Here is a 13,422-nt window from a genome sequence, read left to right as displayed (position 1 = left end):
CCTTGGCTCTGAATCTATAGTGAGATGTGAACCTCCTCGTCGGCGGGTCCGCATCTGACCAAAGACAGATTGCGACCCGAAGAAACGTCCGTTCGTCGTCGCTGTCTTCAGCGGGCAGTTTTTTTGCTTGCTTTGTTTATAAATAAGCATTTCAATAAACAAACGGCTACCGAGTTGACGCTAGATCAGGACCGGTGGCGAGGGAACGCAAGTTGTTGAACATTCGGCCAAATGGTCGATTGGGCGGTACGCTTATTTGAATAGCGACCGCGGAAAGCAGGCGAGACAGAGGGAGGGAATCAGCATGAGGAAAGTATTGGCATTGGCGGCGATGGTCGCCGCAGCTTTGGCGGTTGCCGCTCCGGTCGAAAAAGCGCACGCACAAGGAAAATCGCTCACCTTGTGTTGGGCCGCTTGGGACCCCGCTAATGCCCTGGTCGAGCTCGGCAAGGATTTCACGGCCAAGAGCGGCATCGAGATGAAGTATGAGTTCGTTCCATGGACGAGCTACGCCGACCGCTTCCTCAATGAGCTCAACACACACAGCAAGCTTTGCGATCTCATCATCGGCGATAGCCAATGGATCGGCGGATCGGCGGAGAACGGGCATTATGTCAAACTGAATGAGTTCTTCGACAAAGAAGGCATCAAGATGGATGACTTCATGCCCGCGACAGTGGTCGGCTATTCGGAATGGCCGAAAAACACGCCGAACTATTGGGCCCTGCCGGCAATGGCCGATGCGGTCGGCTGGACCTATCGCAAGGACTGGTTCTCACGCCCAGAGATTCAGGCGGAGTTCAAGAAGAAATATAATCGCGACCTCGCGCCACCCAAAACCTACGAAGAACTCAAACAAATTGCCGAATTCTTCCAAGGGCGTGAGATCGACGGCAAGAAAGTCTACGGCGCCTATATATTTACCGAGCGTGGCTCGGAGGGCATTACGATGGGCGTGACCAACGTGCTGTACGACTACGGCTTCGACTACGACAACCCGAAAAAATCCTACGAAATGGAAGGTTTCGTGAACTCGGAAGGGGCTGTCAAGGGTCTCGAGTTCTACAAGGAACTCTATAAGTGCTGCACAGCGCCTGGCATGACCAATGCCTACATGTCCGAGGGGCTCGACGCGTTCAAGTCTGGCCAGGTCGCCATGCAGATGAACTGGTTCGCCTTCTTCCCCGGACTTTACAAAGACCCGAATGTGGGAGGGGACAAGATCGGCTTTTTCGTCAATCCGGGCGCCAAGTTGCACTTCACGCAGTTGGGCGGTCAAGGCATTTCGGTCGTGTCCTATTCCGACAAGCGCGATGATGCGTTGCAATACATCAAGTGGTTCGCGCAGCCGGCGGTACAGCAAAAGTGGTGGGAACTGGGAGGCTACTCCGCCCTCAAGGCTGTCGTTCAGGCGCCGGGATTTGCGAAGAGCGCGCCCTTCGCGCCGGACTTCCTGGAGTCGATGGGGATCGTCAAGGACTTCTGGGCGGAGCCCTCCTATGCCGAGCTGTTGCTCGACATGCAGAAGCGCGTTCATGATTACGTCGTCGCCGACAAGGGGACTGCCAAGGAGGCGCTCGATCTTCTGGTGAAGGACTGGGAAAAAGTCTTCAGGGAAGATGGCAAAATCAACTGATCCGCCGTCTTCCTCAAAAGCCTGTGCTGGGCTCCACTTCGTTGCCGTAATGCGGCGTATGGAGCCCACTCCCCAAGGCTCTGATGGGTGATGCGAATGCTGGAAATGCGCCCCGTTGAGACGCTGGCCGAACGAACCGCTGGCTTGACCTCCCCAAAGATCGCCAAGCGTGTTCGCGGGCTCTCGGACCGGGCGATCGCCTGGCTTTTCATCACCCCAACCATGCTGCTGCTTCTGGCGATCAACATCTTTCCTTTGATCTGGACCATTCGGCTGTCGTTCACCAATTACAAGGCGAACAGGCCGAATGCGCCGATAAAATGGTTGGGTGTGGAGCGTTATTCCGACCTGCTCAGCGATCCCGACATCTGGCACGGCATGCAGGTCACGGCACGCTTCGTCGTGTCCACGGTCGCCATCGAGACGGTGCTCGGCTTCGCGCTCGCTTATTTGATCGATCGCAAATTCAGGGGACATGGATTCTGGACGACAGTGATCCTGATCCCGATGATGCTGTCGCCGGCCGTCGTCGGCAATTTCTGGACCTTCCTCTACCAGCCGCAGACCGGCCTCTTCAATTACATCATTGCCTTCTTCACGGGCGTCGATCCATCTTCCTTTCAAATGATTGGTGACGTGCGTCTGGCACCCTGGTCGATCGTCATCGTCGACGTGTGGATGTGGACGCCCTACGTCATGCTCATCTGCTTGGCGGGCCTGCGCTCAATTCCGGATTACATCTATGAGGCTGCCGAGGTCGACCGCGCGTCGAAATGGCGGCAGTTCTGGTCGATCACCCTGCCGCTCGCCCTGCCTTTCATCATGCTCGCCGTGTTGTTTCGCGGCATCGAGAACTTCAAGATGTTCGATATGGTCAATCTGTTGACCAATGGCGGCCCCGGTTCGACCACGGAACTGGCCTCGATCACCTTGAAACGCGAAGCCTTCGAGAAATGGACGACGGGCTATTCCTCGGCCTTCGCGGTCATCCTGTTTGTGACCATCTTCGGCCTCGCCAATATCTATGTGAAGGCGCTCAACCGGGTGAAACAGAAATGACAGGTAGCATCGCCGCTCACTCGATCGTCGAACCGAGCCGTCTCACCAAGCTGATCGCTGGCGCGCTCGTCATCCTCTACGCGGTCGTCTCGATGGTGCCGCTGGTGTGGATCGTTCTGACCGGCTTCAAGACGCCTCCGGACTCCATCAGCTACCCTCCCAAGATCTTGTTCGAGCCATCGCTGGAGGGTTATGTCAATCTATTCACGACGCGCACCCGCCAGACGCCAGACTTCATCGCAACGCTGCCGCCGGCCCAGACTTGGTACAATCGGCTGGTACGCTCGCGCAACATGGTGATCGCAGGCCCATCCAAATACATTCCGCGCTACATCAACTCGCTCATCATCGGCTTTGGATCGACCTTCCTCGCCGTCGCACTCGGCACTTTGGCCGCCTACGGTTTCTCCCGCTTCAAGGTGCCGCTCAAGGACGATCTGCTGTTCTTCATTTTGTCGACCAGGATGATGCCTCCCATCGCGGTCGCAATCCCGATTTATCTCATGTACCGAGAACTCGGCCTCACCGACACCAAGCTCGGCATGATTCTTCTTTATACGGCGGTCAACGTCTCGCTCGCGGTATGGCTCCTGAAGGGCTTCATCGACGAGATTCCGCGTGAATATGAAGAAGCAGCGATGATCGACGGCTACACGCGCTTGCAGGCCTTTCGCAAGGTCGTGCTGCCGCAAGCCGCGACCGGTATTGCCGCGACCGCGATCTTTTGCCTGATCTTCGCCTGGAACGAATACGCCTTTGCGGTTCTGCTTACATCGGGCGATGCACAGACGACACCGCCCTTTATCCCCTTCATCATCGGCGAGGGCGGTCAGGACTGGCCGGCAGTCGCTGCAGGCACGACTTTGTTCCTGATCCCCATTGTCGTGTTCACGATATTGCTGCGCAAGCACCTGCTGCGGGGCATTACATTTGGGGCAATGCGCCGATGACCATGATCAAGCAGGAAGCAAAGACGCAGGCGGCGCCGCGGCGGCGGCTCTTCCGTCGTGGGCCGTGGGAGAATGTCGCGACCGCAATCATCACGCTCGGCGTCGTGATGCTCTGCCAGCCCTTCCTTTTGGTGCTTTACACCTATTCGTTCGTGACGATCCTGATTGGCGTCGTGATGTTTACGATTGTCACCAAGCTACCTGATTGAGGCTCGCGCAATGGCGGAAATCAAGGTCGACAATCTCCAAAAGGCCTTCGGTGATTTCGTCGCTGTCAAGAACTCGACCTTCACGATCCAGGATGGCGAGTTCTTCTGCCTGTTGGGTCCGTCAGGCTGCGGCAAGACGACGACGCTGAGGATGATAGCCGGCCTCGAATTGCCGACTTCCGGGTGTATTTTTCTTGACGGGGAGGATGTGAGCCTCAAGCGCGCGGCGCAGCGCGATATCGCCTTCGTCTTCCAGCTCTTCGCGCTCTATCCCCATATGAGCGTTCGCCAAAATATAGGCTTCCCGCTCAAGAGCCAGGGCATGGGCCGCGCTGAGATCCGCGAGCGCGTCGCGCAGGCGGCCCAGATTTTACAGATCCCCCATCTCCTCAATCGTTCGGTGTCTGGACTGTCCTCGGGCGACCGCCAGCGTGTCGCACTCGGGCGTGCAATCGTGCGCCAGCCCAAGGCCTTCCTGATGGACGAGCCGCTCGGCGCCCTCGATACGGAATTCCGCCATGTCATGACCGGCGAGCTGCGCGCATTGCACGACCGGCTCAAGTCGACGACGATTTATGTGACACATGATCAGCTTGAGGCCATGGCAATGGCCGACAAAATCGCCGTGATGAACGGTGGCCTTATCGAACAGCTCGACACGCCCCGCAACATCTACGACAAGCCGGCGAGCTTGTTCGTCGCCGATTTCATTGGCTCGCCTCCGATGAATTTCCTGAGCTTCCATGGCAATGTTGAGAAGGGCGCGGAAAAAGTTCGCGTCGAAGGCGGCGAGATCGGCGTCCCAAGGATCCATGAAAGTTTGGGCGAAGGCGAATTCATCCTGGGCGTGCGTCCGGAACATGTGCAATTCGCCGATGGTGGCGCCCTGCGGGGTGTCGTCTTTGGCGTCGAATACCTCGGCACGACCCAGATCGTCACCATGACGACTCCCCACGGAACTCTGCGGGCTCGCGCGCCCGCCGATTTCATTCTGAGCATTGGTGAGCGGCTGAGCCTCGCGCTCAAGCCGGAGAAGCTCTCGCTCTTCGACAAGGCGAGCGGACGCGCGATCTCGACGGCTCTAACCGATGGGCCTCTTCATGGCTGATGTCGTCCTTGCCAATGTGACGAAGCACTTCGGCGATACGGTCGCGGTGAGTGACCTTACGATCGAAATCGCCGACGGCTCCTTCATGGTTCTGCTCGGGCCGACGGGGGCGGGCAAGACCACCACGCTGCGTCTTGTCGCGGGCCTTGAGGTGCCCGACCACGGGCGGGTGGCCATAGGGGACCGCGACGTCACGGCGGCGCCGCCGGCTGCGCGAGATGTAGCCTTCGTTTTCCAGCAGTATTCACTCTATCCACATCTGTCAGTGTACGACAATCTCGCTTTCCCCCTGCGCTCCCCGACGCGGCGAACGCCTGAAGACGAGATCCGGCGCAAGGTGACGGAAACGGCCGCGCTGTTGCACATTGAGAGCAAGCTTGGCAATCGCGCGACGAACCTATCGGGTGGCGAGATGCAGCGTGTGGCGCTGGGTCGGGCGCTGGTGCGCCGCCCCGCCATCTATCTGATGGATGAACCCCTGTCTTCGCTCGATGCGAAACTACGCGCCGATCTGCGGCTCGAGCTTAAGCGCATTCAGATGGAGCTCGGCGCGACCCTTCTCTATGTAACTCACGATCAGATCGAAGCAATGACAATGGCGACCACGATCGGCGTCATTCAATCGGGGCGAATCGCGCAGATCGGCACGCCGCGCCAGATATACGAGACTCCCAACAGCCTCTATGTCGCGGCCCGCCTCGGCCAGCCCTCGATAAACCTCTTGCCACGCCGCCTCTTGCCGGGCATTGCCGCGCCCTCGGAGGCTACGACAATCGGCGCGCGCACCGAGCACCTTCGAATCGCCAAGGCGCGGGGAGCCGAGGCGCATGGCCGTGTGACCTGGATCGAGCATCTAGGCGACCAGAACCATCTGCACATCAAGATCGACCAACACGAAGTCGTCACGCTTGTTGACCCTGACGCTGGCCTCGCGGTGGGCGACGAGGTCGGCATCGTTCTCGTCAGACCGCTGTACTTCGACCAAAATGGAATTCGAATTGCAACGTGAAGGCCCCTGATATGCGCGCCCTAAGAAAAAACAACATGCGCTCGATCGGTCAGATGGATCCCGCCGCCCGCTCTTCGTCACCTGTGATCGCCGCTTTTGCGAGGAGTACGGAGAAAGCTGATGACCAATGTTGGCATAGTCATTGTATCGCATTCCCCCAAAGTGGCCGAAGGCGCTGCGGACATGGTGCGTCAGATGGTCGGCGAAGACGTTCGCATCGCCTGGACTGGCGGCGATACGGCTGGCGGCCTCGGGACGAACTTCCAGGCTATCACGGAGGCTATTCATCGCGCCTGGTCAGAGGCTGGAGTTGCCATCCTTGTCGATCTTGGAGGAGCAGAGACCAATAGCCAGATGGCGGTTGAAATGCTTCGCGAGGACTGGCGCGACCGCGTTGTGATATGCAACGCCCCGATCGTCGAGGGGGCGGTGATCGCCGCGACCGAAGCCTCGGGCGGCGCCAGCCTGGCTACGGTGCGACACATTGCGGAGGAGTGGTCGCGATGACCGCCCCCGCGCGACAAAGGCCGTTTCGCATCGCGGTGCCATCGCCACGATCAGGCATGTCCTGGTGGTATCACATGCATAGGATCGAGACGTTACATGGATGACTTCACGGCGACCTCGTCGACGCCACTGACGAATCCAATCGGGCTTCATGCGCGGCCTTCTGTAAAGCTCACCAGGCTCGCCAAGACCTTTGCGGCGCATGTTGAGGTCGCAACAGCGCCAAACGGCCCGTGGGTCGATGCTAAGAGCATCGTCAAGGTCATGGCGATAAAGGCAAGGAAGGGTGCGGTCCTTCATTTTCGCGCCACCGGCCATGATGCCCGTGCCGCGCTTGCCGCGCTGCAGGAGCTGGTCGCTCTCGACTTTCACGAGGATAGGGTAGGTCACAGCGATGACGGAGCTTGATAGGCACATGAGCGAGCTTCGTTTCACTGACAAGATTGCGCCGGGTGGACTTGCCGACGGGCACTTTGCCGGGGTCAAGAACGCCTGATGAATAACGCTCCGAACCCCAGCAGCAAGGCCGCCAGAGTCGAGACCTACAAGAGGATTCTTCGTGATATCCTCGATCAGCGTCCCTCCGGCACTCGGCAGCGGCTTGCAACCGCTCTAGGAAAAAATCGCAGCTTCGTCTCGCACATTTCCAGTCCGGCGTATCCGGTACCCATCCCGGCCCCGCATCTCGAAATCATTTTCGAGATCTGCCATTTCTCGCAAGCCGAGAAGAGCACCTTCCTGGACGCGTTCACGCGTGCTCACCCGAACCGGCTGAAATCGGTTCGCGGCGGACCCAGTTTGCGCAGCCTGAAACTCGATGTCGTCGACTTCGGTGATGCGGCGAAGAATCGCGAGTTCGACGAACTTGTGCGTGAAACCGCGCGCCGCCTTGCACGGCTGATACGGCACGGTGAGTAACCTCCAGTTGAAAGTTGCGCTTCAGACATAGCTCTCCGTTGGCACTGTCAGGTTATCGCGACTTCATCGCGCCAGCGCACTGGAGCCTTTTGAGATCATCGAGAGCAAAATGACGGCTTGATACCCCCAGCTCCTTTATACTTCCTCGTCTGGAATGGCTTTGTTCGCATAGCGCCTTTTATGGGCCGGCTCGCCTCACGAGAGTCGCTTCGATCTCCTTGGTCAGCTTCAGGGAAGCAACCGGGCGAGGGAGAGGTAGCCGCCAGGTTGGACAAATGCGAGGCTAGCGGAAGCTACGACCGCTCCAATCAAGGCGAAAGAGAACAATGCCGGGGCGGAGGAAGAAGTAAGGGTAACGGCCCCGGCCACCCATGACTTTCTGCGCCGTGCCTGGTTGAAAGCCAGGTTGGCTCCTCACACCTGCCCGATGCGCCATTGATAGGGCGGCGGCGTGCCGTTGACGGCGAAGTCGCCGACGATGCGGTCTTTATAAATGCGGGGGTTGTGTGAGGACAAGGTGCGGGCGTTGCGCCAATAGCGGTCGAAGGCGCTTGTTCGCTGGGTGGCGGAGGCGCCGAGGGCGTCGAACAGCAGGGTCGTAGCATCGAGAATCAAGTTCGAGACTACAGTCTGCGCCTGCGCAACTTCAAGTTCGGCGATCGCATTGGCCTTTTCCTCGGCCGCGGCATCGCTCTGGAAGTGAGCATCAAAGGCACGCTGCAGGGCCTCTGCAGACTTCAGCACGATGGCGCCTGCCGAATAGGCTGCACCGCGGATGCGCCCGACGATTTGCAGCACTTGCGCGTCCTCTGCCGGGTGCGGGGAGGGGGCGTTTGAATAGCTGCGCCGCCGAGCCTTCACTGCCTGAGCGACATCGTCCGTAACAGCCCGGCCGATGCCGGCAAGGGTGGTCAGGTGCACCAACTGGTAGAAGGCCGCCGAGTATTTGAAGCGCTCGTCATCGATGATGACGTCCTGCGCGTCCACGGGTGCATCGGTGAACGTGGTGGTGCCGCTGGCGGTGAGGATCTGACCGAAGCCGTCCCAGTCATCGATGACGTTGACGCCCGGCGCATGGCGCGAAACCACGGCAGAGAGCGAGGTACCATCTTCGCCGCTGGCGCCGATGTCGATCCAGTCGGCAAAGAGGGAACCGGTGGTGTAATATTTGGCGCCTGTGACATGCGCCTTGTCCGCCCGCCGCTTGACTATTGTAGAGAAGGCGGCCTGTTTGGCCTCGCCGATCTCCGTCCAGGCGCTGCCGGCGATCTCCCCCTTGGCGAGGCGCGGCAGCCAGCGGTCGCGCCGGTCCTGCGAACGCGAATTGACGATGTCTTCGGCAAAGCCGAAATGGGCGCGCAGAGCCTGGGTGACGTTGGAATCGGCCTGGGAGAGCTCGGCTAGCAAGGCGAAGAGCTGTGGCAGGGTGGCGCCGAAGCCGCCTTCCTCGGCCGGCACGCGCAGTGCTCCGAAACGGGCATCCTTGAGCCAGGCGATCGGTTCGTGCGGCAGGGTGCGATTGAGTTCCCGCGTGACGGCACCCTCGCGAATCCTGGCAAAGACCGGCCGGAACTGCGACGCCAGATCCTCGTAATTGCCGCCGGGGCCGCTGCCCCATCCTGCTTCCACCGTCGAGTGCGACTGCGTCATCCTATTGTTTCTCTTTGATTTTCAGAAAATTTGCCCGCCAGGTTCAGGCGGTCCGTCCAGAGGCAGATGAGCCTCAAGTGTCAAAGCTTTATATATTTTCTATAAAAATACTAGACATTTGAATCGAGCGACGTTTTCATAGCGTATTCGATGCGGCGTCCCGGTGCGGCGCTGCACTTATTTCAGCTTTGGAGACCAGCATGGCGCGCCAGATCCGTTTCAACGCCTTCGACATGAACTGCGTCGGCCATCAATCGCCGGGCCTGTGGGCGCATCCGCGCGACAGGTCATGGAAATACAAGGATCTCGATTACTGGCAGGATCTCGCCCGCACGCTGGAGCGCGGCATTTTCGACGGCATCTTCATCGCCGACGTCGTCGGCTATTACGACGTCTACAAGGGCTCCAACTATCACGCCATTCACCAGGCGGCGCAGATCCCGGTGAACGATCCCCTGCAACTCGCCGCGCCCATCGCGCTCGCCACGGAACATCTGGGCATCGGCATCACCGCCTCCACCTCTTTCGAGCACCCCTATACCTTCGCCCGACGTCTCGCCACGGCCGACCACCACACCAAGGGGCGCGTCGGCTGGAACATCGTGACCTCCTATCTGGAGAGCGGTGCCAAGAACATCAGCCAGGGTGGGCTGCGCCAGCACAACAACCGCTACGAAGTCGCCGAAGAATATGTCGAGGTGCTCTACAAGCTCCTGGAGGGCTCGTGGGAGGAGGGCGCGGTATTGCGCGACCGCGAGCGGCGCATCTTCACCGATCCCGCCAAGGTCCATGAGATCGGCCACAGGGGCAAATTCTTCGAGGTGCCCGGCTATCAGCTCACCGAGCCCTCGCCCCAGCGCACGCCGGTGCTCTACCAGGCCGGCGCCTCCGGCCCAGGCAAGGCCTTTGCTGCCGGCCATGCCGAATGCGTCTTCGTGGCGGCGCCTACCAAGTCGCTGCTCAAGGCCTATGTCGCCGATATCCGCCGCCAGGCCGCGGCGGTCGGGCGCGATCCCCGCAAGATTCTGATCTACAACCTCACCACCGTCATCGCCGACGAGACGGACGCCAGGGCGCAGGCCAAGTTCAGGGAGTACCAGTCCTACGCCTCCTATGACGGCTCGCTGGTGTTCCTCTCCGGCTGGAGTGGTATCGATTTCGGCCAGTATAAGCCGACGGACCCGATCAAGAAGGTCGAGACCAACGCCATCATTTCTGTCGTCGAGCACTTCGCCGGCGAGGACAAGACCTGGACCATGGAGGAGCTTGCCCTCTGGGGCGGCATCGGCGGCCTCGGCCCTGTTTTTGTCGGCTCCGCCGCCACGGTTGCCGATACGCTGCAGGAATGGGTCGAGGAGACCGACGTCGACGGCTTCAACCTTGCCTATGCGGTGACCCCGGAAAGCTTCGAGGACGTGGTCGGCTATCTCGTGCCGGAACTGCAGAAGCGCGAGGCTTATGCCGAAGCCTACAAGCCCGGTACCTTGCGTGAGAAGCTGTTCGGGGCCGGGCCCTATCTTCCAGAGAACCACCCCGCTCATGCCTATCGCGATATCGAGGCGGTGAAGCGCCGCGAGGCGGCCGAGCGCGAAGCGGGTGTCTCCCGTCTTGCTACAGGCCGGTGACAACAATGTCGGCGCCGCTACTCCAGCTTCACGATGTCTCGCTCTCGTTCCGGGGCATCAATGCCTTGAGCCGGCTCAGTTTCGATGTGGCCGAGGGCGAGATTTGCGCCCTGATCGGGCCAAACGGCGCCGGCAAGAGTTCCCTGCTCAATGTCATCAACGGTGTCTACCGCGCCAATGAGGGGGACGTGGTATTCGACGGCACCCGTTTCGAGGCGATCCACCCTTACAAGGCGGCGCATCTGGGCATCGGCCGTACCTTCCAGCACAATGCCCTGTTCGATCGGCTGACTGTCTTTGAGAATGTATTGGCCGGGCTTGCCCAGCATGGCCGCGCTACCTTTGTCGAGAACATCTTTAGGGTCGGGCGCGACGCGACGGAGCGACGGAGTTTCAATGCCCGCGCTCTCGAAATCCTGGCTTTCGTAGGCCTGGATAGCCATGCGGACACCATCGTCTCAACCCTGCCCTATGGGCTGCAGAAGCGCGTCGATCTCGCCCGGGCGCTGGTGGCAAAACCTAAGCTTCTCCTGCTCGACGAGCCGATGGCCGGCATGAACCAGGAAGAAAAGCAGGAAATGAGCCGGCTCATTTCAGAGGTCAACACCAAGCTGCGCACCACCATCGTGCTGATCGAGCACGATGTCGGCATCGTCATGGGCCTCGCCCACCATGTCGTCGTGCTCGACTATGGCCGCAAGGTTGGCGACGGCCCGCCCGACGAAGTGCGCGCCAACCCTGACGTCATCGCCGCCTATCTCGGCACGGTCCATTGAGGCTGCCATGAACTTCTTTCTCGAAACATTGGTCAGCGGACTCCTGGCGGGCGTGATGTATTCGCTCGTCGCCATCGGCTTCGTGCTGATCTACAAGGCCTCGGGCGTGTTCAATTTCGCGCAGGGCGCCATGCTGCTCTTCGCCTCACTCACCTTCGTGACCCTGGTCGAGCACGAGATCCCCTTCTGGCTTTCGCTCGCCGCCACAGTGGTGGTGATGATCATAGGCGCTGCGTTGATCGAGCGCCTCGTGCTGCGCCCCCTGATCAATCGCGATGCACTGACCCTGTTCATGGCGACTCTTGGCCTCAGCTTCGTGATCGAGGGGCTCGCCCAGCTCCTGATGGGCTCGGATGTCCACATGCTCGACCTCGGCATCGACGATATCCCCATCTCGATCGGTGGCCTCTCGATAAGCCAGTTCGACCTCTTTGCGTCTGGCAGCGCGCTCGCCATCGTCCTGGCCCTCTCCATCCTGTTCGACCGCACTCGCATGGGCATTTCTCTGCGAGCCGTGGCCGACGACACGCTGGCCGCCCAATCCATCGGTATCCGTCTGCCGACGATCTGGCGCATCGTCTGGAGCGTCGCCGGCGTCGTGGCGCTGGTGGCCGGCCTGGTCTGGGGCGCCAGGCAGGGCGTGCAATATTCGCTCTCGCTGGTGACGCTAAAGGCTCTGCCGGTGCTGATCATCGGCGGCTTCTCTTCGGTGCCCGGCGCTATTGTCGGCGGGCTGCTGGTAGGCGCCACCGAGGCGCTCGCCGACATTTATATCGGGCCGCTGCTGCAGGGCAGCGTCTCCACCTGGTTCGCGTATATCCTCGCCGTGGCCTTCCTGCTGGTGCGTCCTGCCGGGCTGTTCGGCGACCGTGCCATCGAAAGGGTCTAGCCGATGTCGTTCGTGTCCCAACGCACCGACGGCGCGTTGCTGCCTGAGGGCGGAAGCCTCAACCCCCGCCTGTTCGCCATTGCCGGCGGGCTTGCCGTCGCTCTCGGCATAGTCCCGCTGCTGGCGAGCGATTACTGGCTGTCCTCGATCATCATCCCAACCCTTGTGATGGGCGTAGCCGGCATCGGGCTGAACCTGCTCATGGGCTATGCGGGCCTGGTTTCGCTGGGCTCGGCCGCCTTCATGTCGATCGGCGCCTTCGCCACCTATAATCTGCTTCTGCGCCTGCCAGTGTTGCCCCTGCCGGTGGCCCTGGTGATGGCCGGCCTGATCGCCGCCGCGGCCGGCGTCGTCTTCGGACTGCCGAGCCTGCGCATCAAGGGTTTCTATCTTGGAGCCTCGACGCTGGGCGCGCAGTTCTTCTTCGAATGGCTGTTCACCAACTACAACTGGTTTTCCAATGGCAGCCAGTCGCTGACCATCTCGGCGCCGCGCCTGCAGATCTTCGGGCATGATCTTTCCTCCGCTACCGGTCGCTATCTGCTGGTCGCCGTCACCGCGCTGGTGCTGATCGCCTTTGCCTATGCGGTGGTGCGCAGCCGTGTCGGACGCGAATGGATGGCGATCCGCGACATGGACACCGCCGCCGCCGTGATCGGCATCCATGTCGCCAGCCGCAAACTGCTCGCCTATGGCATCAGTTCCTTCGTCTGCGGCATTGCCGGCGCGCTCTGGGCTTTCGGCTATCTCGGCACCTCGGATGCCCACACTTTCGATCTCGACAAGTCCTTCCAGGTGCTGTTCATCGTGCTGATCGGCGGCTCCGCCACGATCTGGGGCAACTTCCTCGGCGCCGCCTTCATCGTGCTGACGCCGATCGTGCTCGACCGCATCGCCCCCTATACCGGCCTCGGCGCCTTCGCCGATCAGGGCGCACTCTCCAACATCCAGCACATCCTTTTCGGGGCGATCATCATCCTCCTGCTGATCAAGGAGCCGGATGGCCTTGCCAGCCTGCTCAGGCAGCTGCGGCAGAACTTGTTGCGAAGGCTCCACGCGCCAGCTTGATCCGACCTCACAGAAAGA

The 13,422-nt window shown here is 60.5% G+C and carries 14 protein-coding genes; 13 read left to right on the top strand and 1 reads right to left on the bottom strand.

The annotated features are described in order from the left end of the window. The first annotated feature begins 331 nt into the window (after window positions 1-331). The 9 genes from QQL24_RS25920 (at window position 332) to QQL24_RS25880 (ending at window position 7,396) form a co-directional block, all read left to right on the top strand. Window positions 332-1,636: an ABC transporter substrate-binding protein gene (locus QQL24_RS25920; protein WP_431310761.1), complete on the top strand. Its 1,305-nt coding sequence runs from the start codon at window positions 332-334 to the stop codon at window positions 1,634-1,636. A gap of 144 nt (window positions 1,637-1,780) precedes the next feature. Further along, on the top strand, window positions 1,781-2,695 hold the full coding sequence (locus QQL24_RS25915) for a carbohydrate ABC transporter permease (protein WP_431310759.1): 915 nt from the start codon (window positions 1,781-1,783) through the stop codon (window positions 2,693-2,695). After that, window positions 2,692-3,645, top strand: coding sequence for a carbohydrate ABC transporter permease (locus QQL24_RS25910; RefSeq protein ID WP_284315241.1), 954 nt, complete (start codon window positions 2,692-2,694; stop codon window positions 3,643-3,645). Before QQL24_RS25915 ends, QQL24_RS25910 begins: the two co-directional genes overlap by 4 nt. 2 nt (window positions 3,646-3,647) lie before the next feature. Further along, a complete protein-coding gene (locus QQL24_RS25905) occupies window positions 3,648-3,854 on the top strand; it encodes a hypothetical protein (RefSeq protein ID WP_431310760.1) in 207 nt (68 codons plus the stop codon). Window positions 3,855-3,864: 10 nt separating this feature from the next. Next, window positions 3,865-4,962: an ABC transporter ATP-binding protein gene (locus QQL24_RS25900; protein ID WP_284315186.1), complete on the top strand. Its 1,098-nt coding sequence runs from the start codon at window positions 3,865-3,867 to the stop codon at window positions 4,960-4,962. Beyond that, window positions 4,955-5,971: an ABC transporter ATP-binding protein gene (locus QQL24_RS25895; protein WP_284315185.1), complete on the top strand. Its 1,017-nt coding sequence runs from the start codon at window positions 4,955-4,957 to the stop codon at window positions 5,969-5,971. The genes QQL24_RS25900 and QQL24_RS25895 overlap by 8 nt, the downstream gene beginning before the upstream one ends. A 120-nt stretch (window positions 5,972-6,091) precedes the next feature. Further along, entirely contained in the window at window positions 6,092-6,478 is a 387-nt protein-coding gene (gene dhaM / locus QQL24_RS25890; RefSeq protein WP_284315184.1) for a dihydroxyacetone kinase phosphoryl donor subunit DhaM, read from the top strand. A gap of 96 nt (window positions 6,479-6,574) precedes the next feature. Continuing rightward, window positions 6,575-6,886 carry an HPr family phosphocarrier protein gene (locus tag QQL24_RS25885; RefSeq protein ID WP_284315183.1) on the top strand — a complete coding sequence of 104 codons (312 nt, stop codon included), beginning with the start codon at window positions 6,575-6,577 and terminating at the stop codon, window positions 6,884-6,886. Window positions 6,887-6,973: 87 nt separating this feature from the next. Then, window positions 6,974-7,396: a hypothetical protein gene (locus QQL24_RS25880; RefSeq protein WP_284315182.1), complete on the top strand. Its 423-nt coding sequence runs from the start codon at window positions 6,974-6,976 to the stop codon at window positions 7,394-7,396. A 414-nt stretch (window positions 7,397-7,810) separates the two neighbouring features. Here QQL24_RS25880 and QQL24_RS25875 read toward each other — a convergent pair whose 3' ends face one another. After that, on the bottom strand, window positions 7,811-9,046 hold the full coding sequence (locus tag QQL24_RS25875) for an acyl-CoA dehydrogenase family protein (RefSeq protein ID WP_284315181.1): 1,236 nt from the start codon (window positions 9,044-9,046) through the stop codon (window positions 7,811-7,813). Window positions 9,047-9,246: 200 nt separating this feature from the next. On the opposite strand from QQL24_RS25875, the gene QQL24_RS25870 reads away from it, so the two are divergent. Genes QQL24_RS25870 through QQL24_RS25855 form a run of 4 tightly spaced genes read left to right on the top strand, consistent with a single transcriptional unit; the run spans window position 9,247 to window position 13,404 of the window. After that, a complete protein-coding gene (locus QQL24_RS25870) occupies window positions 9,247-10,671 on the top strand; it encodes an LLM class flavin-dependent oxidoreductase (protein WP_284315180.1) in 1,425 nt (474 codons plus the stop codon). A gap of 5 nt (window positions 10,672-10,676) precedes the next feature. After that, window positions 10,677-11,447: an ABC transporter ATP-binding protein gene (locus QQL24_RS25865; protein WP_284315179.1), complete on the top strand. Its 771-nt coding sequence runs from the start codon at window positions 10,677-10,679 to the stop codon at window positions 11,445-11,447. Between the two features lie 7 nt (window positions 11,448-11,454). Further along, a complete protein-coding gene (locus tag QQL24_RS25860; RefSeq protein ID WP_284315178.1) occupies window positions 11,455-12,336 on the top strand; it encodes a branched-chain amino acid ABC transporter permease in 882 nt (293 codons plus the stop codon). Between the two features lie 3 nt (window positions 12,337-12,339). Next, entirely contained in the window at window positions 12,340-13,404 is a 1,065-nt protein-coding gene (locus QQL24_RS25855; protein ID WP_284315177.1) for a branched-chain amino acid ABC transporter permease, read from the top strand. The last annotated feature ends 18 nt before the right edge of the window (window positions 13,405-13,422 follow it).

Source organism: Labrys miyagiensis (genome assembly GCF_030160835.1).
GTDB lineage: Bacteria > Pseudomonadota > Alphaproteobacteria > Rhizobiales > Labraceae > Labrys > Labrys miyagiensis.
The sequence above is the reverse complement of the archived record's forward strand: the minus strand, read 5'-3'. Positions and strand labels throughout refer to the sequence as shown.